At 59.0% G+C, this 23,700-nt stretch carries 17 protein-coding genes and 1 pseudogene; 9 read left to right on the top strand and 9 right to left on the bottom strand.

Annotation, left to right across the window (positions count from 1 at the left end; genetic code table 11):
* Nucleotides 1-557 precede the first annotated feature (557 nt).
* From DIE23_RS39895 to DIE23_RS21725, 3 genes are all read right to left on the bottom strand, one after another.
* Nucleotides 558-1,541, bottom strand: coding sequence for an HNH endonuclease (locus tag DIE23_RS39895; protein ID WP_221623355.1), 984 nt, complete (start codon nucleotides 1,539-1,541; stop codon nucleotides 558-560).
* A gap of 156 nt (nucleotides 1,542-1,697) precedes the next feature.
* On the bottom strand, nucleotides 1,698-2,096 hold the full coding sequence (locus tag DIE23_RS21730; RefSeq protein WP_124614029.1) for a hypothetical protein: 399 nt from the start codon (nucleotides 2,094-2,096) through the stop codon (nucleotides 1,698-1,700).
* 1 nt (nucleotide 2,097) lies between these two features.
* On the bottom strand, nucleotides 2,098-2,490 hold the full coding sequence (locus DIE23_RS21725; protein WP_124614028.1) for a hypothetical protein: 393 nt from the start codon (nucleotides 2,488-2,490) through the stop codon (nucleotides 2,098-2,100).
* 1,218 nt (nucleotides 2,491-3,708) lie between these two features.
* Here DIE23_RS21725 and DIE23_RS21720 point away from each other — a divergent pair.
* From DIE23_RS21720 to DIE23_RS21705, 4 genes are all read left to right on the top strand, one after another.
* A complete protein-coding gene (locus tag DIE23_RS21720) occupies nucleotides 3,709-4,620 on the top strand; it encodes a hypothetical protein (RefSeq protein WP_124614027.1) in 912 nt (303 codons plus the stop codon).
* A 457-nt stretch (nucleotides 4,621-5,077) separates the two neighbouring features.
* Nucleotides 5,078-5,902, top strand: a complete 825-nt coding sequence (locus tag DIE23_RS21715; RefSeq protein WP_124614026.1) for a PGN_0703 family putative restriction endonuclease — start codon at nucleotides 5,078-5,080, stop codon at nucleotides 5,900-5,902.
* Between the two features lie 499 nt (nucleotides 5,903-6,401).
* The gene (locus tag DIE23_RS21710) at nucleotides 6,402-7,166 is read left to right on the top strand and encodes a DNA/RNA non-specific endonuclease (protein ID WP_124614025.1); all 765 of its coding nucleotides are present in this window, start codon (nucleotides 6,402-6,404) and stop codon (nucleotides 7,164-7,166) included.
* A complete protein-coding gene (locus tag DIE23_RS21705) occupies nucleotides 7,141-7,407 on the top strand; it encodes a hypothetical protein (protein WP_124614024.1) in 267 nt (88 codons plus the stop codon). The genes DIE23_RS21710 and DIE23_RS21705 overlap by 26 nt, the downstream gene beginning before the upstream one ends.
* A gap of 564 nt (nucleotides 7,408-7,971) precedes the next feature.
* Here DIE23_RS21705 and DIE23_RS21700 read toward each other — a convergent pair.
* The gene (locus DIE23_RS21700) at nucleotides 7,972-12,990 is read right to left on the bottom strand and encodes a hypothetical protein (RefSeq protein WP_221623354.1); all 5,019 of its coding nucleotides are present in this window, start codon (nucleotides 12,988-12,990) and stop codon (nucleotides 7,972-7,974) included.
* Between the two features lie 315 nt (nucleotides 12,991-13,305).
* Nucleotides 13,306-13,947: a hypothetical protein gene (locus DIE23_RS21695; protein WP_124614022.1), complete on the bottom strand. Its 642-nt coding sequence runs from the start codon at nucleotides 13,945-13,947 to the stop codon at nucleotides 13,306-13,308.
* A gap of 674 nt (nucleotides 13,948-14,621) precedes the next feature.
* Between DIE23_RS21695 and DIE23_RS21690 the strand changes: the two genes are divergently transcribed.
* Nucleotides 14,622-15,014 (top strand): DUF2471 family protein, encoded by a 393-nt coding sequence (locus tag DIE23_RS21690; RefSeq protein ID WP_124614021.1) that lies wholly within the window; start codon nucleotides 14,622-14,624, stop codon nucleotides 15,012-15,014.
* Between the two features lie 476 nt (nucleotides 15,015-15,490).
* Here the strand turns inward: DIE23_RS21690 and DIE23_RS39635 are convergent, their stop codons facing one another.
* The 3 genes from DIE23_RS39635 to DIE23_RS21675 are packed head-to-tail and all read right to left on the bottom strand — an operon-like array spanning nucleotide 15,491 to nucleotide 16,221.
* On the bottom strand, nucleotides 15,491-15,763 hold the full coding sequence (locus tag DIE23_RS39635; protein WP_185646509.1) for a hypothetical protein: 273 nt from the start codon (nucleotides 15,761-15,763) through the stop codon (nucleotides 15,491-15,493).
* Complete coding sequence (locus tag DIE23_RS21680) at nucleotides 15,750-15,953, bottom strand: hypothetical protein (RefSeq protein ID WP_124614020.1); 204 nt, start codon at nucleotides 15,951-15,953, stop codon at nucleotides 15,750-15,752. The genes DIE23_RS39635 and DIE23_RS21680 overlap by 14 nt, the downstream gene beginning before the upstream one ends.
* A gap of 13 nt (nucleotides 15,954-15,966) precedes the next feature.
* The gene (locus DIE23_RS21675) at nucleotides 15,967-16,221 is read right to left on the bottom strand and encodes a hypothetical protein (protein WP_124614019.1); all 255 of its coding nucleotides are present in this window, start codon (nucleotides 16,219-16,221) and stop codon (nucleotides 15,967-15,969) included.
* Nucleotides 16,222-16,337: 116 nt separating this feature from the next.
* Between DIE23_RS21675 and DIE23_RS21670 the strand changes: the two genes are divergently transcribed.
* The 4 genes from DIE23_RS21670 (at nucleotide 16,338) to DIE23_RS21655 (ending at nucleotide 22,712) form a co-directional block, all read left to right on the top strand.
* Nucleotides 16,338-17,150, top strand: a complete 813-nt coding sequence (locus DIE23_RS21670) for a TnsA endonuclease N-terminal domain-containing protein (protein WP_185646508.1) — start codon at nucleotides 16,338-16,340, stop codon at nucleotides 17,148-17,150.
* Nucleotides 17,147-19,330 carry a hypothetical protein gene (locus tag DIE23_RS21665; protein ID WP_124614017.1) on the top strand — a complete coding sequence of 728 codons (2,184 nt, stop codon included), beginning with the start codon at nucleotides 17,147-17,149 and terminating at the stop codon, nucleotides 19,328-19,330. Before DIE23_RS21670 ends, DIE23_RS21665 begins: the two co-directional genes overlap by 4 nt.
* Nucleotides 19,330-20,796, top strand: a complete 1,467-nt coding sequence (locus tag DIE23_RS21660; RefSeq protein WP_124614016.1) for an ATP-binding protein — start codon at nucleotides 19,330-19,332, stop codon at nucleotides 20,794-20,796. The genes DIE23_RS21665 and DIE23_RS21660 overlap by 1 nt, the downstream gene beginning before the upstream one ends.
* A gap of 110 nt (nucleotides 20,797-20,906) precedes the next feature.
* Nucleotides 20,907-22,712, top strand: coding sequence for a TniQ family protein (locus tag DIE23_RS21655; protein WP_185646507.1), 1,806 nt, complete (start codon nucleotides 20,907-20,909; stop codon nucleotides 22,710-22,712).
* Nucleotides 22,713-22,932: 220 nt separating this feature from the next.
* On the opposite strand, the pseudogene DIE23_RS21650 reads toward DIE23_RS21655, so the two are convergent.
* Nucleotides 22,933-23,157, bottom strand: a pseudogene (locus DIE23_RS21650) (transposase domain-containing protein); the annotation flags it as partial.
* Nucleotides 23,158-23,700 lie beyond the last annotated feature (543 nt).

Raw genomic sequence — 23,700 nt, 5'->3', positions numbered from 1 at the left:
CGTGCCTACAGTGTAGCGAAAATGGAACGCGTTGCCGCGTACCGAGGCGAGCGCATAGAGAACTTTGGACTGTAGATGGATTTTCGTTTGCCGATCAGGGCATAGCCGTTAGCGGGCGAACAAAATTCACCCGCTGGTACGAGGCGCATTGTTTGTCTACCGCCGTCCGCAAGGTTCAAGCGCAAGTTTGCCCTGAGCGTCTTGACCGCATGCCCGTTTAGCGGGTGGTAGCGGGCATCTGAGCGTCGGATTTACGATAGAGACGAACGACGCTTGATGGCCTCACTCGGTCGAAGGGTTCGCCCACGCAGGAACGTGTTCGCTCCGCTTCTGTGCTTGGCTGGAATAGACCCATGCGAATGACGCGAATCGATATCCTGAGAATCGTATTCGCCGGTTCCCTCGTCACACCGACGGGTTGAACATACTGCAAAGGATCGATGAAACGCTCGTGAGAGAGCTCCACACTGTTCGACTCTGCGAGTCTGCACTGCTCGCGAATGGTCGCTATCCCCTGCATAAACGGAGCTTCCCCGCATTCAGCCTTCGTCGACCGCTCAGACTGTCACTTCGACCATAGCATCCCTTATCGCCCTCCACGACCGAGTCCGCTCGAAGATAACCTCGCGATGGATCTCGAGATACCGTCGCTGCCCCGCATTGAACCCGCCTACGTTGACAACCTCCGGCAAGCCCCACGCCCGCATGATCGACCGGTCTTGAAAGCGGGAGATCAGCATCGTCCCGTCATCCGCGAACGAGATCCTTCCCTTGTCGAACAGGTGGTCCACGTGTGGAGCAAGTAAGAGACCGTTATTGCCGTCCCAATGTTCGTCACGCTCGCATAGCCTCCACGGCTTAATGTGGCTGGCGATCAGGTGGGTTTTGTCGGTGATCCCTGTGACGCGACAGCGATGCTCGACGCTCAGCAGGTTCGTGCGGTAACGTCCTTGACCTATGCGCGCTTGCCGGATCGCTTCGCGGTCTTTGGGGGAGAGAAGGCTTCGCTCAATGTCCAATTCTTTCGCTTGTTCGACCTCGGCACGAGCGATTTCTGCCTGCTGAGCCCATCTCGGGCTTCGCTCGCGCAACTCGTACAGGAAGTCGTCTCGCCCATTGCGCTTCGCTCCCCTTTCCACGAGCGTGTCTCGCACGTATCCCGTCTGCCGAAGCACTTCGGACGTTGAGCAGGTGACGGAGGTATCCCACTCAACCTTGATGCGCTTAACGACCTCGTGCAGTGGGTAGGGACCAAAATCGTCCGAGCAGCACTCGAGAGATGGCTTCTCCAACACCACGCCGAGAGCCAAGATCCCCTTGCTGTCTTCGTAGGCGAAGATCGGGTCGCCTGCTTCGATCATTGCCAGAACACCGTCGTATTTTCCTGCGGGGGTGGGCGTGAAATAGGCGGCATTCGCGGGCAGCCAAAACCGGGAGAAGGCGCTTCCACCCTTATCTCCCGGATGGTCCTTGTTCCGATAGGACTGGACGTCGGTGTTCACCCAAAATAGTGGATCGGAGCTCGGTTGCATCTTCGGCATCGCGTGGACCGACGTTCGCTTCGTCGGTTCTAACAAGGGAATGGTGGGATGGCCCCCAAGGGTCTGGCCGATCGCGGCTCATTGAGAACAAGCGTCTCTCGCACCTTGCAAGAGCTCAACGAACCCAATCACCGTTTCGTGGGCGGTCGTCGTGGGTCAAGTCGTGAGGGTGAACCACTCGTTCTGGAACTTGCTGATCGACTGCGCGAAGCAAGTCAACGTGTCTTTGAGGTTACCCGCCACGATTCCATTCGACACAAGCGTCTCATGCTTCATGGCGTAACCATCGGTGAATGGAATCAAAGTGCCCATGAAGTTATACATGTTCCACTTGTTAGAGAAATCAACTCCGCCTGGCTGATCGCTCTCGCGCAATCTATACATCAGCTTGAGGCATTGATTGTGAATCGTTGCCATAAAGAGCGTCCTTCCGATAGTGACGGTCAGCACCGGCACACCATTCTCAACACCCTCGATGGCTTCAATTCCTAACTTCCGGATCGCTTTGTCCAGTGAGCGCAAGTCAGAAACTTGGATGAAATCGGACGAATCCATGTCAAATTGCCCTCAGCGTGTTCGCACCAATAACACTCACCAGCTTAGCCAGTGCATCCTCCGACAACGTCAAGAGCGATATGAGCGTTTGCGGGTCAACCCCGTAGCGGGCTGAAACATGAGCCTTCAAAATCCCGGTGGGCGGTTCGTCGTGAGGCGTGAGGTTGAACAGCTGGGTTTCAGCGTTGAATTGGACAATCTCTTCCGCAGTCAACGGTCGAGTTAGCCCGAAGATCTTCACGAGGTGGAAGTATCCGCCTCCGAACCCCACTGCGGACGCGACACCGGATTTGCTCGTCAGTGCGCGCTCCATTGAAATGCCGAACATGTCTATAGGTTTTCGGTCTTCGAATGACCAGCCCGCATCCGCCAGATGGGGCCTAAGTTGGTTCATGTCTCTTACGAGGCTAGGACTCGGCGCGGGGCTGCTCTTACCGAACAATGACCTAAAAATTTTTCTTCTCCCGGAGATGAACGCGGATCGTTGCTGTTATCGCTTTGTCAGGAACATGGGATTCTAAAGCCGGCCTTGCTTAGACAGTGTGAAATTTTAGTGCGCGGTCTTTCGCTGAGTTACCCGGCGGCACCGCCTTCCGACCGTGCGGCTTGACGGATGACGCCTCTGACCGAATGCAAAGTCTGCGGCGCTCAGTTGAAGACACTGGCGCGGAAGGATCACTTTCGCATCCCCGATCCGGGCGCTCATCCCGAGATCATTCTCGCGATACGTCCTCTTATGCCGATAGGTCGTTTGCTGAGGCGCGGATCTCCCAACTCCGGCGAGCGATGGAAAGCGCCGATCAACCGTGCTTCGCCTCACGTGCTGTCACCACCGCATTTCACCAACTGGGTTCCGCGCGCCACAGACACTCCCGCATCGTTGGCGATCGCCCCTGCCTGCGTGGGTGCAGGAACGCGCCACGACGAACGGTGGCGCATGTGTGCGCGACGAACGCCGTATCTGTAGCGGTATGGCGCACCGTACGTGTTGCTGGGCGTTTGAAGCATTGTTCGCCCGGCACTTCAGCCGCTCCGCGCTTTCGACCGTTCAGCGCGCGGTTGCCTTGCGGGCGGACCGCCCACATGACGCGCGTTATCGGAGCAGGCTTCGTGGTGCTGTCTCGGATCACTGTTCCTAATACGCATTGCATGACGTCGTCGGCGTGGCCAGGCCTCATCCGTGTCAGGTGCGTCAACACGGCCCGCACATTCGCCGAACGAGCAACACCGTTTCACCAACTCGCCCGGCTCATGTTTCGAAGCGCGCCTCCGGACACGTTGCGTAGTTGAAACATTCATGGAGGCTCTGCTGCAATCCATATCGTCGGATTGAATTTGTGCCGCCGATGCGCTGTTCCGCTTTTCCGTCCGATCCTTACCTGGTCTTATATTCCGCTCCGATCCGGAGATCCGACGTTACTCGATTGAAACAAGGCCGCCTCCCGAACGTTTCACCGCCATGTCGCTGGTGACCGCGCCGCCCCAGCTATATTGGCGTTTCCCGAACTGGTCCGCAACTTGCGTCATTGGTCGTACACACCAGAATCCGCACGACCAGACGGCTCGATGCGGGCGACAAACAGCTGCCATAGCTTCGGGGGACGGGACAAAAATGACGATAATCATGCGCGCCCTACGAGGCGAGGAACGGTTGTGGAAGGTCTGGTGGCTTGGCGGACTTGGATTCACCATCGCGAACCTGATGTGGTTGAAATACGTCGTTAGGCCCGGAGCTATTTGGTCAAGTGACGAAGGCACCCGGAACACCATCGTTGCGCTCTACCTTATGGTGGTCGTGGCATCCATCGCGCTGCAATTCGCATCCTGGCAGTGCGCGTTTAATGTGCGATGGCGCGGTTGGGGGTGGATCGTTCGGGCCTCGATCGTCATTGTCACACCCATTGGGTTAATGGCGAATGGTTATTTCGTTTACATGGTGGAAAACGCGCCAGCGGTACTCGCGTCTAGCCTTTCGAAAGAGGGCAACAGTAGTCAACCCGAGATCGCCAACGACACAAGTGATTCAGGGTCTTCCCGGACCACAAACGCGGTAGCTGGGAGCGAGCCCGCATCCGCCGATTCCGGCCCTACGCCGCCCGGCGTTCCGACGTCGCCGCCGAGACATCTTGACGACCGTTGGCATCGGGTGCCGCCGAAGCAGACTGAAGCCCCAGGCCGCATCTACGCGGTGTACGCCGGGCGAAAGGAAAAGGCTGAGATCGGAACGGTGCAGTGGTCCGGGTCGGTAGCCGACTTTGGCCCGCGGATGGTCGCACGACTGACGGGTTTCCATAAGAATGGTCTGCTCGATGAAGGAACCCTTCTAGGACAACGCGTGTGGGGCGTGCCGATGGCTGGCTCCATCGACGGGGTGCCGTATGCTGCCGAGTTTTACGCGTTTCACGATGCGAGCGGGCACCTATGTTGGATATTCGCCGTAAGTGCCCTTCCTAATGACCGAGGATTTGAGGATCGCGCCTGGAGGCTCGCGGAGGCGACCTATTACGGCGAGTACCCGCGGTAGCCGAAATTTGCCCGGCGGTCGGTGCAAACCACGACGAGGACGCTACCTGGGAACGTCCTCGGGAAAGGGGGCGACGACTTCGTCACATCAGGCGCGAAACTTTGAAGTTTAATGGCGCTCACCGACATTGTTTATTGGATGGCTGAAGCCGATGAGGCGGGTCTCTGCATGTGGCCGAACTCGGTCCGACGACAAAGGTCGTGCCCAACGTTGGGGTCTGGCCGTCGACGACGGATACCGACCCACCGCCATCATTCGTGCCACCGCCGCTGCGGCAACCGCTTCCAAGATGCAATGGCCATCGCGGTCGACTCGCTCCCTATGTAGTATCTACCGACATGTCGACGACGTGGAAGCAGCAGGTTTCGGCACGGCAAGTCGAGTTGACAGCTTTCGGGCAGAGCAGTTGTCAGCCCGTCCCGCTCGAAAACCGAGTGTGGGGTGTCGAGCAGTACATATGGCCGAACCGACTCGCGATTGCCTTGCTAGCTCCGCCGTTTGGCATATTCGTCAATCCGATGCGGGGGAATGCGTGGACGACCAACCATTTCTATCCGGAATTCCCGTCAATCATGTGCTTGACCGCCTCGCGAAAGCCGGAGGCAAAGAGATTGAATCCGGCAAGTTTTCGAGTCCCGAAAGCTCCGCGGCACTCGCGGTCAATTGTTTTGGCTGGTTCATTGAGCGACCTCGCCAACTGCCGCCACTGAAAGGCCTCGAGGACACAGGCATTCCGGAGCTGGTAGACATCGAATTCTGTGCGCGATTTCCTTGGGCCGGAGGGCGCCATCCTTGGCTCGACGCCGTGGTGCAGACGCCTAGGTGCCTCATCGGAATCGAGAGCAAGCGTTTTGAGCCTTTCCGGGACGTGAAATTGGTCAGCCTGTCAGACGCCTATGACCGCCCCGTGTGGGGCGCCAATATGAAGGGGTATGAAAGGATGCGAGACCGATTGCGCTCCGGAGATGTGAGGTATGTTCACCTCGATGCCGCGCAACTGGTCAAGCACGCGTTCGGTTTGGTGACCGAAGGCGGCCGACGCAATCGGGCGCCCGCGTTGTTCTATCTTTTCGCTGAACCCGCGGCGCGGGGCAGTCTTGCCATCGCTCCGGATAACCTCGCCCGACACCGGGACGAAATTGCCAGCTTTGCAGCTGCGGTGGCAGGTGACGCAGTGACGTTCCATTCCGCGAGCTACAGGGAGTGGCTTGGGACCTGGTCTCTGCTTGACAGCCGAATCGCGGCACATGGACAAGCAATCATCGAAGCGTTCGAACCATGACAGTAACGCACGGAACGCATTGCATCACCACCGCCGTTGAAATAGCGCAATCGGCCAAGTGCAGCCCGACGATGCAGTCACACCGCATGGGCAACACGGGATGACGGGTGTCGACGGACGTCCGCCTTCGGTAGTGGTCGTTCGTGTCGCGATGGTCAAACAGGCTGCTCAGGATCGATAGCCGTCCCCGCACCGAGCTGCTAGCGGCCACAAACGCACCGGCCGCCCATCAGCCCTCGCCCGCCTTGCGGGCACTTGCGCTCGTCCTCGTGTCTTGCATCGTCTGCCTATGCGTACGACCGCCGTCATCCTAGGATCGATGCCACAAAAAATGAGTCGTTCGATACTTATATTGATAACCCTTGTTATCATAATAGCCTCATTTTTCAGAAAAACTGGTGGGTAGCCAAACGCGCCCCGTCTCGTACCTGCAACGACGCCGCTCCCTGCGCACCGGTTCGGTCGTATACTTCCGGCCCCACCACTCAACGTCAGTTTCATGCGGAAATACCTCGCTGGCTTGCTGATCGCCGTCGCGTCACACGCCTTCGCTTCCGACTCTTGTTCGCAACTCAGCCCGCAAGGCGAACCTCCGGTCCTGGTCAATCCCAGGATGGCGGCCAAGACCCGCCTGCTGTGCTATTCGGATTTCGAGGTACTGCACTCCGGCATCACGCATGGCCCGCTATGGTCGGCGGAACACCTCACCCGCGCGCACCTCGCGGCCGCCAAAGACGAAGTCCGCACCAACCGTTTCTTCGAAGAACGGCGCCTGCCGGATGGCGAAGGCGCGCGGCTCGCGGATTACCGCAAGAGTGGCTATGATCGCGGGCACATGAGCCCGGCGGGCGACCGCTGGAACGACGAGGCAATGGCCGAATCCTTCTCGCTCGCGAACATGGTGCCGCAGAACCCGACGAACAATCGCCGGCTGTGGGCGCACATCGAGGAGGCCGTGCGCCGGATCGGCATGAGCGCTGCAGACACGTACGTGGTCACCGGCCCGATGTTCAAGGGCGCGGAACTGAAGACGATCGGCGCAACGGGCGTGATCGTCCCGACGCAGATTTTCAAGGTAGTCTATGTGCCCACGCAGCGCCTGGCGTTCGCCATCGTCGTCAACAACACGGCGGCGAACCGCTACGAGATCGCGACGGTGCACGAGCTCGAGGCACAAAGCGGTTTGCGATTCCCCGGCATCCCGGAGTCGCTGAAAGACACACGTATCGGAGGGCTGAATGGCGTTCAAGGCGTTCGAGGATGACACGTCCATCCTAAATATCCAAGGTGACGCGTTCACCGTGACCAACGACCCGGAGCGGGTGGTGCTGTCCGGCACGCTGGAGGTGACGCGCGACCGAGCCGGCCTCGCCGCCGCGCTTGCCTTGCAGCAAGCCATCGCGAGCATCGTCGACGCGCTGCAACACGATCCCGCGCTGCCCGAGCAGGTTACCGAAGCGCCGCCCGCACCGACCGGCAAGATCAAAAACCCGTTCGCGGGATGAGCGGCGCCCCGACGGGATCTGACATAACGCGCTGGAAGTGAACGAATGGGTCAGTCGGGCCAACCACCGAGTGCTGGGTCGGGTGATTTATCCGTGCCTCACCGAAGCGGCGCGAGCGCTGCTTCGTCCATGCGAGGTGGCGAATGACGCGCCTGGAGCGCCCCTCCTCGCTGAACGTGTCGACATGCATATCGGCACGCAACGAGGAGGCTGGCGGCGCGGTGCGTGGCGAATTTGACAAATGACGGACAGGCAACAGCGAGAATTCGTCCGGCGTAGCCGACACCATACCGCCATTCCGGTCAGCGCGACGGCAAGGACCGTTCTCAACGTCATTCGCGCATACGCTGACGTGACATTGCCGTCGGCTGGACGGCCTTTGTATTCGGGGGGAGTGACTCCGTGGAACGGCTACACGGTGTTCTTCGGACCCACACCTGACTGGGCGCCCCTTGATTTTTGCCCGGCTTGCCAATGTAGCCCGATCTAGCTGCGACAAAGCGTCGCGGCTCGCCTACACTCTACGGCGACGAAATCAAAGTGATCCGCACGTCCAACAAAGAACTAAAAGGGCTCGATAGTCTTTGTAGGCGAAGTCGCTAAGTAGTCGCGGAGCTGAAACCCGAGCGACGACCCGGCGTCGACGAGCCGGTCCAGTATGTCGAGTGTCGCCCTGCGCAGGTTTACGTCTCGAATCAGAGTCTCTCGGTGTTCATGCACGGCTACTCGGCAGATAGTCTCCGCGTGCCACAAGCAGTTTCCGTCGTCGAACAAGTCGACGGGAGATCTGCCCAGAGCATCTCGCAACTGGGGCAGCGCCGACGGCACTGCGGACACTCTGCCAACGCCAGCCATCAACCGCAGCAAGTTCTCTTGGCCTGCTCGAGTGTCGCCAACGGCGGTGAGGCAGTTCGCGACGAAGTGCGGACGAGACTTGAGGAGCTTCAGGTCATGCCACGTTTTCGGCCATGGCATCGAGCACAGCAGCAGCGTCGTGAGCACTTTGTCGAATCGGCTGTAGGACCTTCGGCTCTTGGTTCTCAACGAATCCTCGTCAAAGACCTTGGCTGTAGCCCGGTCCCACACTCGCCAGAAGGCAACTACATTTGCGAACTCCTGTTTCGTGCACTCGCCCAGTGCTGCTACCAAAATCCTTTCACTCAGCTCAGGCGCTTTCTCGAGACAGTAGTCAAATGTCTCGAACAGTGGCGAGTTGTCATCTGGCTGCGCCATGAGTTCAGATGCTAGTACGTCACCCAACTCCGACCGCGCTTCGAAATCGACATAGCCGGGGTCATGCTGCTTCACCCTAGGCCCATCCTCCTGATCCGCCATGAGAGTTGCTAGAGTTACGAGCGACTGAACTCGCCAAGTGCTCGGCGTTTCGTTGCGCGCGGCGTCGAGGGCTATCACCCACTCCTTGACGGCAGCTAAGTTTCGCGGCATCGAACGCAAGCCCGGCTTCATCTCTCGCAACGCCTCACCGAGCGCTTTGACAGTAGTCGCCCGAGCCTCATCGACGAAGTCTCGAGTCCATCCTCGCGGGCGCTCAATCGTGGAGTTAAGTGCTTCGGCGTAGTGGGCAAGGCCGGTAGTCAGTACCTCAGCCAAGACAGGTTGTTTGTGCCTGAGCTCAACGGCGATTGCCTTGGACGCACCCCGGCGCACCTTCCACACCGGCTCGGTCACGATGTTGACTAACGCTTCAACCATCCCGGGTAGAGACGGAGCTACAGCGGCAAGCGAAATGACCGTACGTGCCCGCAGTTCACCCATTGAAGTGTCTCGGTGCAACCATGCATCCTTGTCTTCACGAACCGCGGTGCGTTCAAGCAACAGGGATCTGGCCCACTGAAGCGCCGGCGAGGTGTCGGTGGGCCACTTAAGAATCAAGGCGCACGACAGTTCGTCTTCCAGACCGGCTAGCATGCCGATCTCTTGTTCTTCAATCTCGTCGCAGAGGCGTAAAAATTCCACATATGGCTCAGTGGGTAACGAGAAACAGTCTGCAGTTCGCGGCTCCGCGGTCGAGAACCGCCCCGTGACCGCCGCAGCCCAGGTACGCACGGCACCGACGCGGTTCATCCGCTGCATGTCGACTTGCGCTCTGTCGCTGGCTTGCTGTAGTTCAGGTTCTAGATTAGCGATCTCGAGTGTGGCCCACTTGCCATCAGCGACAGGTTCCCCGAGCCTTAGGCCACGGGCGTCCATACGCTTGAGCGCCATGCGCCACCCATCTGGCACCTCCGCAGCGCCCTTCAATGCTTCTAAGTGCTCGTCCAGAATCCTGTAGATAGCCTCGCGAAGATCTGGACGGTTGAACTGCAATTGAAGAGCCAGGCCTTCCAAGTGCTGTCGCCGATGTGGCAGCCGATTGCTAGCTACGCGCTCCCGCTGCCTTGCAGCGTCCAAGCCATCGTTGCCCCCGTAGATGGCCATCGCAGTCGCCTCTTGCACGCTGCGAGAAATGTCGTCGGAAAAAAATTGCGGGCACTTGAAGATGGAAAGCAGCTTCTCGGTTGCGAGCTCAGGGTGGGCCATCAAGACGCCTGCCACCATTCCGGTAGTGAAGCTCGACTCACCCAGATTCAGGATGACCTCGAGAACCTGCGAGATGATCTTGGGCTGCGCCTTAGCTTCGATGAGCAGGCGCTCTTCCAGAGCCATCAATGCCGCATTAAGGACGTAGCTGGTGACTGAGTGCCCACGATAGGCAGCCCACAGGCGGAAGTCGTGAATGTGCGACCGGCCGTTGGGGCTTTGCCCTGGCAGAACGATCGACACCTCACTAGCGCCCGTTGTGGCAAGTGAGGCGGCCGCATGGTTGCACAGGTCAACCACGCAGCGCACGCTCTTTGGCCAAGCGTAAAGCAACAACGAGCGGAATGGCCCGTGTAAGACCGACGGCGGGAAGAACCCATGAGCAGCACGATTGCTCAGCCCAAGTTCAGCCTCCCACCTAGTCATACCGAAGTCTCGGTCAACTTTCGGCTCGGACTCTGTGTAGAGGGCCCAGAACACCTGCCACGCTAGGTCCGGGGCGAAGTAACTCGCCTCGCGGCAGTTCTTGAAGTTGACGAGGAACTCAAGACGCTCCTCTGCATAGGAGTCGCGTCTGTCATGGTCAACTAAGAAGCTTTGAAGGAGCGCCTCGATCAATGCCGTGAATCGGCGCAGGTCCGCACCCGCGCAGCGGCACAAGAGCGCATAGAAGCGCTTGCCGATCGATTGATCGCGGTACCAGCTCTCTTGATCGCGCCGGCAGAAATGCTCAGCCATGTTGAACACATCGAGCACTCTTTGGGTAGGGTTGCGCCAGTTCTCGTCGTGAGACGTTGCGTCTTCCGCGAGTTGTACGACCCACGAGTCGCATTCTGGCGGCATGCTCGGGAACGCTTTTGCAACCAATCCGACGACCAGGTCCCATGCTTCGCCAATCGGCGCAGCCATCGCGAGCCGCAGCACGATCTCCTTGTTTTCCGGATCGTCCGCCATGCTCGAGTAGTCGATAGACGTCGGCCCTTTGCAAGCAACGCGCAGCAAGTGGCTCAGGCGATGAAGGAGGCCGGCGCTGTCGAAGGAGACGCTGCACCCAAGCTTTGCGACGATTTCGTTGACCCGTTCTGAACGCAGCAGGCCAATGGCTATCTCGTCGCGCCATAACTGCGGGATGGTCGAGTCTTGTCTGAGTGCAGCTTCGAGCAGTGCATAGGCATCTCCATCACCTTCGGCTGAACGCTGCGCTGTCCATGTGCGTAGAGCCCTACGCATGCCCGCGTGTGAGCCGAGCTTGCCAAAGAGTATGACCCAGTCGCGTTCGGAACTTCGTATCTCCCGCTCGACCCTGAAAAACAGCGACCAGTCTTCCAAGACGTCGTGGGTGGGAGCTACCCGGTCCGTCGCGTCCTTTGCCAGCACCGCGTCTTGCACCAGCGAGGCTACGGCCTCGGCGTCATTTGGCGCCTCGACAAACTGAGCAAAGCGTTCCGTGCGCGCATAGCAAACCTCGTCGAAAACTGCTCGCCGGCGTGCGGCTAGCCCTGATGGCAAACCTTTTCCGGGGGCAACTCGCTCTGTCCATAGGCGCAAGCGCATGTCGTTTCCGGCAGCACGGGGGAGAGCCGCTCCGGCCGCAGTGTAGTTGAAGGCAAGGCGCAGATAGTAAGGCGATCGAAGTACCTCTCGCACGCCGCCATCCTTGGCTGCAATGTCCTCAAGAGCTGTCCCGACCACTGCCGCAGAGATCTCTGCGTCTGTCAGCAAAGGGACGTCGACGACTTGGTAGGAGAAATCAGACAGAAAGAGCGAGTAAAGCGCGTTAAGAGCATAGGAGCGGGTCGTGACGCAAAGCCTGACCCTCTTGTTCCGACGGACCAGCGCCAGAAGCTCCTCAAGGGCGCCTGGGTTCCTTCCTTCGAGCGCTTTTTCCAACGAATCGATGACGACAGTCGGTGTGCCGCTGCACAAGAGGGTCGCCATGCTCAGCACCGCATCAGGCATGCCGCTGAGTGACTGAACCGCGGCTAGGCTAGGCTCGTCGAGCTCGTCCGCTCGGAAAAAGAACAGAGGGCCGGACTCGCGAAGCAGTGGTGCGAGTTCCGCGATGACCGCTGACTTACCCGCGCCCGGTCCGCCTGTGATGATGACGAGTTTCCGTTCATCGAAGGCAGCCAGCGCTTCGACAACGCACTGGCCGCGGGGGATGTGCGTGCCGCTAGGAAGCGTCGTTGAGATGAGTGAGAGCTGAAGACTTGCTCGATCGGTGAAGCGCCCGGCGATGTGACCAAGCCCCCATTTCCCGTTGAGGCAGTTGACGGCTTCCTGGATGCCTTCCTGCGCAGTCGTCCTCCAAGTCTCACGAGTGATAGTGCCGACAGTGATGCCCTGCTCGAAGACATATGAGAACAGGCCATTCCATACCTGCTCGCCGGAGTCTTCCGGCTGGCCCGAAGCCAACAACGCTTGGACGAGACTTAGTTCCTGCGAGCTCTCATTACCGAGGTCATGTATGTCGACACGCAGCCGTCGCAAGAAGTCGAAGACGAGTTCGTCGCTGTACTTGTCGACTAGGGTGTGCTTGGAGACCTCCTTAAAGGCGTTCCACGTGCGCTTATGTTGGGCATCAAAGAGCTTGGACTCAACTTTATGGACAAAGTCGGTCAAGTTGAGAGAGGATCGCGATAGTTCGCATAGGCGCTTGGCCGCCCGATTAGCCGGTGTTCCTGGGGCTACCGTCGCTAAAACCAATACATCACTGGCCTGGTCGAAGGGGCTTCCTTCTATGCAAAGGAAGTCTCTCCAGGCCCCTTGCAGTCCATCGACGAATTCGGCGTTGCCGGGCGTCGCGTCAAGTCCTCGCTTGCATTGGATGAGCTGAAGCCGGGAACCCTCTTTGTCACGAAGCTGACAGTAGATGTCGTCTGTATGGGCGCCGGTGTAGCGGGCTTCGAACCGCAGCGTCTCGACCCTAGCGCCATGCAGGCCGAAGGCAGTCGGCGCCCCTGTCAGCATGTTTGCAAGATACAGTGCCCCAACCCGCGCCTGAAACACGCCTCCTCCACCGCCAGTGGCAACGGTGCTCATGACTTGGGTTCCCTGAAGTGGGGCGCGGCGGGACTTGTCTTCTTTGCTCATTGGGAAAACTTTCGCCGTTGCTCGGCGCCTCCTGCTGGGGAACATGAATGGTTCTTTTATAGAACAACGACGTTAGCCTCATGATCATCCCGTCGGTTGCGCGAGGACCTAGACGTCATCCGACGTAAGCTAATCCAGGGTGATTCCCCATCGCATTCTGGGCAATGGCCGCTGCCGGTCCACTTCCGGTCTCCCTGCCAGCAGCACGTATTACATTCGGCGGTAACTGCCCGTTTGCTGTTGGTCACGACGCTTTTTGTTGATTCAGCAATCGGCTGCGACCTCTTCGACCGGCTGGGCGACCGTAGCGATTGCGCGAGCCAGTTCGTTTCGGAAGTGAATCGCGGCTTGGCTCGCGGCCGAATGCTGCCATGCGAATCCGCCGCCGATTGCTAGACCAGCGGCCCATGCGCCGAGCGAAAACGGAATCCCGACTACGGTCAGGATGCCGCCGCAAACGAATGCCCCAGCAACACACAGGAACGAGAGCGGGCCCGCTCCGAGGGTATGCAGCAGAGACAGCTTGAACAGTCCAACGCTCGGCAGTCGCTGATACTTATTGAAGGTCTCGAAGAACTCGCCAGTAGTCAGGTTTTTTACCGCAACAAGCGCTCCTCGTTCGGCACCTTGGGCGGCGAAAAACGCCTGCAGCCGATGTCCGTTTCGCATTGGAATTGCAACACCACCGATACTTAATCGCACCTCTTCCCCGCTGTCCATCTCAAGCCAGATTTCCTGGTGCTGTTCGGTCGACATTTTGACCCGCGTCAAGTTTCCGTAGCCGTTGCGCGTCGACTCGACGTGCGAGGTAGTCCGCTCCGCCTTCTCTTTGACTATTCCGCTCAACGTTCGCAGGGTTAACTTGGTTCCCATGAAATCAATGATCCCCGCATTTTGCAACTTCATATTTCCCCCGTACTGTGGCCTTCTGTTTTTCTACGCTCCACCTTATTCGCACCTGCGAAGGAGGATTCCATCGGTTTATAACGAGACGCTGGCACATATCGCGTCCAATGATACTCAAGTCTGATCCGTCCGATATAACGGCATTCGGCCCGTTGTCTTTACCTCGGAACGGAAGGATTGCCCTCGCAATGTATGCGTTTCGGACCCCGGTATAACGGCTTCGCCGAGATGCCGGATATCGACACTTGAGGCCCGGAAGTGCTCGGGTCATAAGAAAAACCGACGCCATCCATCAACTGCGGCCTTCTGCGGTGCACCACCTGTACGCGGCAACATGCTAATTCCGTTGGGTTTTACCGGCATCAGAAGGTCGCTGTATCCTGTTCTGGTGCCGGCGCCTACTGGGGAATGAGGACGTGCTACATCCGCCAAGATTCAACCGACAAGGCGCGGAAACGTCGTCCCGCACAGGCACGCTATCGCGATCCCGCCAGTAGCGCGACGTGGAGACGCCGAGGCCGGCTCGTCTGGGGCGCGCCGGCGCAATTTCAGATCCGAGGCCATGCCTCCCGTTCTTGAATTGCACCCGAACACTGGATATATTTACAGTACCTAAAACGCGGCGAAGGGCATGATCGTTGGGACCCGGCCATACCATCCAAGCGCACCTCTCTATGGGACTTTCAGACTCCAATTCGACGGCCGATCCGGAGATCGATCCAGTGCTTTTCGAGCACGCGCTCGCGCGCGCGTTGGAAGATTTGCGCCGCATCGCGTCGTCGCTCGCGGAGCGCAATCTGAAGGTAGGACCGGAGCACGGCCTAACCTGGCCCGTGCTGCTCGAAATTGAAGAGCAAGCCTTTTCGGATCTCGCGTTCCAGAGCAGGAATGCGCCGACCGTCGTCGATGCCCTCCCCCGAATCGGACCGGAAACATTGCCTGGGGTAGATCTCAGTGGCCTTGTCGACTGGACCTTGGCAACGCCATCGTTGCCTATCGTCTACCTCTGCGTCCGGGAACAGCTAATGACAGTCGCGGTGTCCGGCTCAACCCAGACAGATACATGAACGACCGTCGAACGCCTCGGCTCGTGTATGGGAACCTGGCGCAGTATCCTGCGGGTGCTTGTTGGCGCTGTTGCGATTCGGGTGCGTGGCGAACTCCGGCAGCGGCCGAATTAACGGGTTCGGATCGTCTCTTCCCACTGCCGGCAAAAGACGCGAATCGTCGATTCGCGTTATGCTTGGGGTGCCCGATATTCAGTATATAAGATCGAATGGACGAACCGACTATCTGGCTGTCGGCACCGGCCGAAGCACACCAGCAGTGGCAACGCACGGAAGCGGCCGGAGCCGACCGGCGCGCATTCTCTCCGCGGTCGATCGTCCAGCATGAAGCCATGTTCGAACGCTTCATGCGCCACCTCGCGTCCTCCCATCGGACGCTGGGTACCTTCGGCCCTGATCATCTCGAATCCTTTCTTGCCGACCTCGATCGACGGTGCAAGCCGGGCACCACGACCCGCCTGCGCGACCAGAAACTCCTAGACCGGCTCGGTCGTCATCTCGGCGACGTCGGAGTTCGACAAACCAATCCCGCCGCCGTCTATACGCTGGCGCAGACGTGGCCAGAAGACGAACCCGTGCCGGTCTACCTGCTGGAGGCTGATGATCGTCGGCTGCAGGAAACGATCATCGCGGTCGTCGGGTTGCTGCTGTCGACGGGCATCACCGCACAAGAGATACGTCAGGCGGCCGCCGTCGAGCTCGATCTGGCGCCGGCACGTCCACATATCAGGCGCGCTAGATTTCGGCATCGGGCGCTTGCCGTATTTCCGGCTCCTTTTCCTTTAGCAATTCCTCCATCACCTGAATCGCGCCGCCGATGCGAAGCAGAGTCTGCCGCAACTCCTCCCGTTGGGCGTCGAGCCTGCGCATCCGCACCTCACCCGCCTCGTAGCTGTCCTTCAGCTCCTTGAGGCGATCTGCGATTTGTTTCTTGTCCACGATGTTTTCCGTCCTACTGTAGCGAGGGGTCTGACTTGAGCGGTCCCATTACCTTATGGATCGCGGTCCAGACGAGATAGGCGGTCCACGTCGAGCCGTCAGCCGTGCAGTAGACGAGATATTCGTCCTTATCCTGACTACTCGCTCGGTACTTGAACTCGCCGCAACCTTGCACCTTGTTCGATGCGAGACTCTTGGAGATCTCTAGATTGAAATCATCATGCCACGGTGCCGGATAGCGCTCGGCGACCGTTACAGCAGCGGCCATACTGGTCGCTCCACTTGCGACGGACAGCGCGCCAACCAAGATTGTTGCGGAAAAATAAAGTTGTATAGTAGCAAAAATAAAGTTGTATAGTGACGGCTTTTCAGGGTGGGTTCGTCGTGGGCAGATATCGTGCAGCCGAAACACGGGAGGTTCGCGAGCGACTGATCCGACAGGGTCGAGGGCAAGGTCACGGCGCGAGCTATCAACCCTGGATCAGACTCGGCGAATTCCCCAACCGCGGCAACTCGTTTCGCGTGCAGTCGCAGTTGACCGGCCGTACACATCACTACCTTTCGAACCTCGAATACCGGCATCACCTGCTCTGTGAATATCTGGGCAACGTGATCGACATTCGCGAGCAGTATCCGATCCATCCCATCACCGAGACGCTCGCGCTGGCCCATGAGCTTGGTATCGCGCATCCTGAATTCGGCGGGCACATCTGTTCCTTGACGACCGATTCGCTACTGACCATCGACGACGGCGACGCCAGGCGGCAATTGGCGAGGAGCCTCAAATACACATGCGATCTGACGGATCCCCGAACGCTGGAGAACCTCGAACTCGAACGGCAGGCCTGGCTCATGCGCGGCATCACATGGGAACTGCTCACCGAACACGACCTGCCGGACGTGCTGGGCCTAAATTTGCGTTGGCTTCGCGGCTGGAATAGAGACGGTCGTGTTGCGCCATCTGCGGTGCTGCAACAGTATTATCTAGCCGCACTGGGCGAACAGTCCTTCTCAAAGCCGCTCGGCTTGATTCTGGACCTCGTGGCCGAACAGTTGCGCATCGCCCGTTTCATGGCGATCCGCGTATTCCGGTATCTGGCGTGGCAGCGGATTCTCGACGTTGACCTGTATGTGCCGTTACACCTGACCAGGCCACATCCGGCGCTCGCGTCGAATTTCCGGAAGATAGCCGCATGATCAGGCTGAAGATCAATGCTGTTCTGGTGCCGGTGGGCGATGAACCGCTTGCGGGTCCGCATCGCATCCTCGCCCGGATCGCCGATGATCTGGTTCTGTTCAAACTCGACCAGCCGCACGGCCGGCCGTTCGTCGCTCCTCGCCCCGTCGTAGCCCAATGGGTCGCCGATCAGCTTGTTTCGATCGGTCCGGACCCTGCGCCCGACTACGTCCGTCGTGCCGATAACGAGATACCTACCGCGCATCGTACGAGGCGCGACATGCTGTGGGCAGCGATAAGGCCCCTCGTCACCGGCGAGGATGCCGGGCTGATTTTCGACGAGGGCTACCGCTGGAAGGCGCTGACACTGCGGGCGGCCGAAGTCAGCGTCACCGTTGCCTACCTGTACCGCATGCTGCAGCGATACTGGCAGTTCGGGCAGATCCCCAATGCGCTCCTCCCTGCATATTCAAACAGCGGCGGCGCTGGCAAGGTTCGGGCCTCAGTCGAGGGCAGCAAGCGCGGGCGACCGCGAAAAGTGCTTGCTGCAGGACACGACCCAAGCGCCGTCGGCGTCAATGTCACCCCCGACGATCTGAAATTCATCGCACTGTCCGTCAAGGTCTATCACCTGCGGCGTGGTATGACGCTGAAGGAAAGCTACGACGAGATGGTGCTGCATCACTATTCGACGCGTGAACTGTTTGACGGCGAGGTGCGCAAGATCCCGTTTCCGTCGAACCGGCTTATCCAGCTCCCCACGTACCGCTACTGGGCGACCAGGCTGATGGATGACATGAGCCTTCAGCGGGAAGTGCTCGATGACCTGCTGTGGCGCAAGCGCCTTCGGGGCCGCGCTGGTCGCGCCCGGGACACGACGATCGGGCCAGCCGACATTTTCGAGATCGATGCGACAGTCGGAAACTTCTATCTGGTTTCGGAATTCCATCGCAATCACCTCATCGGCAGACCCGTGATTTACTTCGTGGTCGACCGTCGATCCACCATGATCGTAGGGCTGCACGTTGGCCTGGTCGGGCCGTCGTGGAATGCGGCCCGCATGGCGTTGCACTGCGCATTCAGCGAGAAGGTGAGTTTCTGTGCTCAGTACGGCATCACGATTCGACCTGAAGACTGGCCCGCGCAGGAACTGTGCAACCTGGTTGTTGCCGACAATGCTGAACTTCTTAGCCGTCACGCCGAGAAGTCCCTGCAAAACCTGTTGCATATCGACTGCAACATCAACCCCGTTGGTCTACCTGTCGCCAAGGGCACGGTCGAGAACAAGTTCGCCACAGTCAACGAGTCCGTGGCCTGGGTGCCCGGCGCCTGGAAGGCCCGGGCGCTCGAACACGATGCGCGCAATGATCTCGATCTGCGCTGGGACGCCACTCTGACGCTTCGGGAATTTACGCAGGTGCTCATCGACGAAGTTCTCTATCACAACAATGCGATCGCGATCCCGGATTTCCTCACCAAAGAGATGATCCAGGCCGGCGTGAAGCCGTATCGACGGGATATCTATCTTTGGGGCCTGGAGCACGAGTCTGGCGAACGGGCCCGCCACCCCGATCCGGCCGCGCTGTACAGGTGTCTTCTGCCGTCCCGCCGCTGCTCGATCACCGAGAGCGGTCTGAAGGTCGACGATATGTATTACCTGCCTGAAGGGGGGCGCCATGAACTGTTGCTCGCGCAGGCGAAACGGTCGCGCCGGTCGGTCAGCATCCACTATGACGACAACAGTACCGATTTTGTTTATGTCATTGCTCCGGAGACGGGCAAATGGTCTCGCTGGCAACTGAACACGTCGTCGTCGGCGCGTTACGCCCGGCTGCGGTTCGAGGAGATGCTTGAGATCCAGGCGTCGCTCCAATTTGCAGCGCACGACGCCGCCGATCATGAGAACACGCAAAAGGCTGTCAGGAAACAGAAACAGCAAGCCGTCGTGGCCGGCGCGAAGTCAGCGAAGCACAAGGCACCGCAACTTACGACCAAAAAGGAATACCTGAATTCCACCAAAACCAACCGGCAGCGGGAAGTGGTGATGCAGAACGTCATCCAGTCGACGGAGCCATCCACACTGCAGAGTGTCGCGACACGTGAACGCGAGGCTGCAACAAGGCACCGAAGCGATATGCGTTCACGACGTAACAATGTTGTTGCCCTGCGGCGATCAATGACCAAGCCGGGAAAATCCTGATGCCGCGCGCACCATTGATTCAGGCCATCTACCGGCCTACAGGAGTGATCGCGTACGACGGGAATCCCTTGATCGAGGCACTGCCGCCGATCCATTCGACGGCCGATATTGCGTCGATGATCGAGTGGCTACCACCAGCCCCGCAGAACCGTGAGCGCGAGACGCCCGCAGAGTTGCGCATTCACTCATTGCCGTCACTCAGAAAGCTCGTGTATCTGCTGCCTGAATATGGGCTTTACAGTTCGATCTTCTCTGTCGTGCTGCGCGAGGGTTATACGACGCGCAATCCCGTCCGAACAGAAACGTGGCAGCACCTACACTACGTCAACAGCGGCGGCGAACACGCGTATGGCGCTCCGGAGCCGGCAGCGCACCGCTCATCCGGCATCCTGTTTTCCGGATTGAGCGGGACCGGTAAATCAACGTTCATCAACCGGCTGCTGCAAACGTATCCACAGGTTATCCAGCATACCAGGTACGACGATCGGCAATTCATTCATCCACAGCTCGTCTGGATCAAGATCGACTGTCCGCACAACGGCTCGCTATCCGGCCTCGCCCTCCGATTCTTTACGGCCGTCGATAAGGCACTGGGCACCTCGTACGCGCGCAACAATTTTCCGGCAAGCGGTCGTTCGCCGAAGCTCGCCATGCTCCTTGAAGAGATGGCAGCGGTTGCTGCAAACCACTTTCTCGGGGTGCTGATCATCGACGAACTCCAGAATCTCAGCCGCGCAAAGACGCAAGGCGATGAAGGGTTCTTGACGTTCCTCAGCAGCATGGTCGAGCAGATCGGCATCCCGATCATCGGTATCGGAACGCCTGGCGTCACGAAGGTCTTTCGCAAAACACTGCAGGATGCGCGGCGGGCAGCGGCGATGGGCTACTATGAATTCCAGCGTTTTGCCGAAGATGAGGATGCATGGGACGACTTTGTGAGCACAGTTGCGCAGTACAACTGGACGGACCACTCCATTTCAGACGATCCCGCCTTCAAGGCAGCGCTCTACTATCACACGCAGGGCATTACGGCGATCGTCATTGCACTTTTCATCCTCGCCCAGTTTCGCTGTCTCGCAGCCGGCGAACCGCTGACAACCAACACCCTGGACAGTGTATCGCTGGGTGAGCTTGCACCCCTTCAGGCCGCCTTGCGCGTACTTCGCTCGGGCAGCGCCGATGGAATGCACGAGTTCGATGATCTTGCCACTGACAAGGCCTGGGCCGAGGCGGTTGAAAACCTTGACCGCGCGGTTCTGGATTTCGTAACAACGCGCAGCCCGCGCAAGTCGTCGAAGCCAAACGCGAAAAATACCGGTCCCAGGAAAGCTAAGTCCCAACCATCGGACAATCCTCGCGATCTGCGGAATCTTGAAGACACCCCGAACCTGCATGAGCAGCTACGCGAACGCGGCCTGACGCCCGTCAACATTTTCGCGATGGGTAAGGATGCTGAACTGGACTAACTACAATGGATGCCCCCGCGAATCCAGGATCGAGGGGTCCGTTAACAACGTCCATCCGCTGCTTTTCGGGTCGACTGTCAACGCCAGCTACTCATAGCCTCTCCCCGCACATGACTTCCGGTTCGGACCTGCTCCTTTTCCCTGCATCACTGCCAGATGAAGCGCTCGTTTCCCGAGCTAGCCGCTACCACATTTTCACCCGCAACCGCAAAACCCGCGACAGCTTCCTGCAGCTGTTCGGCAAGCCGCGGACAGCGCTCACCGACATAGTACCGCCCGACATCCGGTGTCTGGCATTGCGCCTGCCGGGCGATAGTGGCGAGAACCTCGAACGGCTACTCAACGACAATACGATGTTTCCGCTCGTCACGCTTTTCAATAGCTGGAAGCCGCCGACCGACTGGCTGAGCGCGGCAGCCAGGCCCACTACAATACGGCGGCGCACGATTGGCCTCGCAAGCTTGACGAAGATATGCGAGCACTGCCTGCGGGAGGATTTCAACGCCGTCGGATCGACCTATATTCACCGTGCACATCAGGCGCCGGGCGTGATCTGCTGCTGGAGACACGGAACGTTGCTGATCGAGCGGTGCCCGGAGTGTTCCTGTCCGTTCGAGCAACCTCGCGAACTCCTTGAGGTTCCCTGGAAACCATGCGCATGCGGATATCGCCTTGGTAGCGACGTAGATCCCATAGACGAAGCGACCAAAGGGGCAGACGCCGCGCGTGGCTATGCCGTTTTCGTCAGGGATCTGTTGCTCGCGGCACCGGGCTCATATTCCACGTCGGTGATCGCCTCGACGTGCCGGAGAAAGCTGCTGGAGTTAGGTCTGTCCCGGGGGCAACGGAGCATCGACCGTAACGCAGCCGCTGCGGCGTTGGAAGACTATTACGGCACAGACTTGCTCCGACAGATGGACCCCGCCTACGCTGCAGGCAAGCGCGATCAATGGTTCCGAGTGGGGAGCAGGAGCGGCACGCCGGATCTCCCACTCAGCCGCCATCTGCTCGCCACGCATTTCCTGTTCATCGACGCGAGCCGGTTTATACAGGCGCTCGACATCGGCGTATCGGAAGCTCCGACACCACCGACGCAGAGGCAGGCCACGCTGGAGGTCAGTAGCGACGCTCAAAAAGCGAATGACAAGGTTGGCCGTGCGGTCTCCGAGCTACGCCGAGCGCTGGAGGAAAATCCGCGCCATACAATCGAAGACCTTTGGAGCCGGTATCGCGGCACGCTCACGCGTCTGTTGAAATGGGACCGGAAGGCTTTCGCACAAATTCAAGACTTCGCACAAACGTCACGCAGCAAGCATCCGGCCGCCGAGCGGATCGTGTCGCCGCATCGGCTTGACGGGGAGCGCGCCGATCAGCTTCGGAAAACTGCGCTCAGACTCTACGCAAGCACCGATCGGCCCGCCAAAATTTCGCGGTATAGCATCGGGCGTGCTGCAAAGCTCGCCCATGTGGTGTGCGCGCGCGCAGCTTACCCGCAGTGCAACTTGGTGCTTGATGAGTTCGCCGAGACGCAGTGGCACTTCTATGCGCGGCGTTATTTGTGGACGCTGGCGCATCTTCCTGACGGGGCGTCCACTTCGGAGGTCAGGCTTCATTCTGGCGTTTGGCACTACAAGTTCGTTGAACTTGACGCATATTTTCGGACGAGATGCATCTCGCAGGCCGCACGCCTTCAGGAAGGACAGATTGTTTCAGTCCTGCGTGAACACGGTGTCGACTTCAACTGGGAAGGGCCCTGTCCGGACAAGACATTTGCCAGATCGGGACGTGCGTACGTTAAAAAAGGCACGACAACGTCCAAGTCAATCCCTCACACTGATCGGCACGCAGCGGAAGAACGAAACGAATCCAATGTTTCTACCATCACCCTCGAACCGCCTCGACGAAAGAGCGCATGACCTGATACGTGCGACCAAACACACGAACGATTGCTCAGTAAAACAGCAACTCCACTTCTTATTGTAGGGCCGGATACGACCCGAAGCAGGCTATCGCGCCGTCCATGCAAATGTCCGCTATCCAGCAGCGGACTCAACGCTTGCAAGGGTGAAAAATTCTGAGAAACGTAAGCACTCGACCAGCACCGTAGCGTAGGTCGTTGACGACGGGAGCGCGATGCTATCGGATGGGTTCGACGTGGGCAGTAGACGGCAGCGCCGACGTCACGTTCCACGGCAACAACTCGTCGATGCGGTTGATCGGATGGTCAGCGATGCGCTCAAGAACATAGGCGAGATACGCCTCGGGATCGAGGCCATTCAGGCGTGCCGTGCCGATCAGGCTATACATCGCGGCGGCACGTTCGCCACCGGAGTCGGCGCCGGCGAACAAGTAATTCCGTCTGTTATGCTGATCTGAGCATAACCGGTCTTATGCGCACTTCGGGATTATGGCGAGCATGATCCGTCCCGGGATTCCCGGCTGAGCTTCCAAGGCGTCCAGCGAGCAACGCCGAGGTGTTCCAACTCAGCATAATAAACCGTGGTGTGATGGTGTTCCGCGAACCTGCCTGCGGAGACCATCATGTCCACCGACGCATGCCTGAAACGTCTCGCTCGACGAGACTGGTTGATCTATGGGCCACTGAACCAGTTCCTCGATTCGTACATTGGTGAGTTGCAGAGACTACGTTATGCACGAGGTACTGTCGGAGCATACCTTCGATGCCTGGCCCATTTCAGTTATTGGATGAGACGCGAGCGGCTTTCTGCCCGGGATATTGATGGAGCGCTTGTCGAACACTTCATCCGGCATCACCTACCAGTTTGCCGCTGTCCAGAACCCTGCCGATCAGTTGTGTCGGAGATGCTGTCACGGGGCGGCGTTATGGAGCCAATCCGGGGGCGGCGTAATGAGGCCACCTGATGGGCGGCGCAATGGAGCCAG

The organism is Burkholderia sp. Bp9143 (assembly GCF_003853645.1).
GTDB lineage: Bacteria > Pseudomonadota > Gammaproteobacteria > Burkholderiales > Burkholderiaceae > Burkholderia.
Note: the sequence above shows the minus strand (reverse complement) of the source record. Positions and strands in the feature narration are given on the sequence as shown.

Bases quoted from the DNA above. Each gene is read 5' to 3' on its own strand.
- DIE23_RS39895 (WP_221623355.1), bottom strand. From the start codon at position 1,541: ATGCCGAAGATGCAACCGAGCTCCGATCCACTATTTTGGGTGAACACC.
- DIE23_RS21730 (WP_124614029.1), bottom strand. From the start codon at position 2,096: ATGGATTCGTCCGATTTCATCCAAGTTTCTGACTTGCGCTCACTGGAC.
- DIE23_RS21725 (WP_124614028.1), bottom strand. From the start codon at position 2,490: ATGAACCAACTTAGGCCCCATCTGGCGGATGCGGGCTGGTCATTCGAA.
- DIE23_RS21720 (WP_124614027.1), top strand. From the start codon at position 3,709: ATGACGATAATCATGCGCGCCCTACGAGGCGAGGAACGGTTGTGGAAG.
- DIE23_RS21715 (WP_124614026.1), top strand. From the start codon at position 5,078: ATGGCCGAACCGACTCGCGATTGCCTTGCTAGCTCCGCCGTTTGGCAT.
- DIE23_RS21710 (WP_124614025.1), top strand. From the start codon at position 6,402: ATGCGGAAATACCTCGCTGGCTTGCTGATCGCCGTCGCGTCACACGCC.
- DIE23_RS21705 (WP_124614024.1), top strand. From the start codon at position 7,141: ATGGCGTTCAAGGCGTTCGAGGATGACACGTCCATCCTAAATATCCAA.
- DIE23_RS21700 (WP_221623354.1), bottom strand. From the start codon at position 12,990: ATGAGCACCGTTGCCACTGGCGGTGGAGGAGGCGTGTTTCAGGCGCGG.
- DIE23_RS21695 (WP_124614022.1), bottom strand. From the start codon at position 13,947: ATGAAGTTGCAAAATGCGGGGATCATTGATTTCATGGGAACCAAGTTA.
- DIE23_RS21690 (WP_124614021.1), top strand. From the start codon at position 14,622: ATGGGACTTTCAGACTCCAATTCGACGGCCGATCCGGAGATCGATCCA.
- DIE23_RS39635 (WP_185646509.1), bottom strand. From the start codon at position 15,763: ATGCCGAAATCTAGCGCGCCTGATATGTGGACGTGCCGGCGCCAGATC.
- DIE23_RS21675 (WP_124614019.1), bottom strand. From the start codon at position 16,221: ATGGCCGCTGCTGTAACGGTCGCCGAGCGCTATCCGGCACCGTGGCAT.
- DIE23_RS21665 (WP_124614017.1), top strand. From the start codon at position 17,147: ATGATCAGGCTGAAGATCAATGCTGTTCTGGTGCCGGTGGGCGATGAA.
- DIE23_RS21660 (WP_124614016.1), top strand. From the start codon at position 19,330: ATGCCGCGCGCACCATTGATTCAGGCCATCTACCGGCCTACAGGAGTG.
- DIE23_RS21655 (WP_185646507.1), top strand. From the start codon at position 20,907: ATGACTTCCGGTTCGGACCTGCTCCTTTTCCCTGCATCACTGCCAGAT.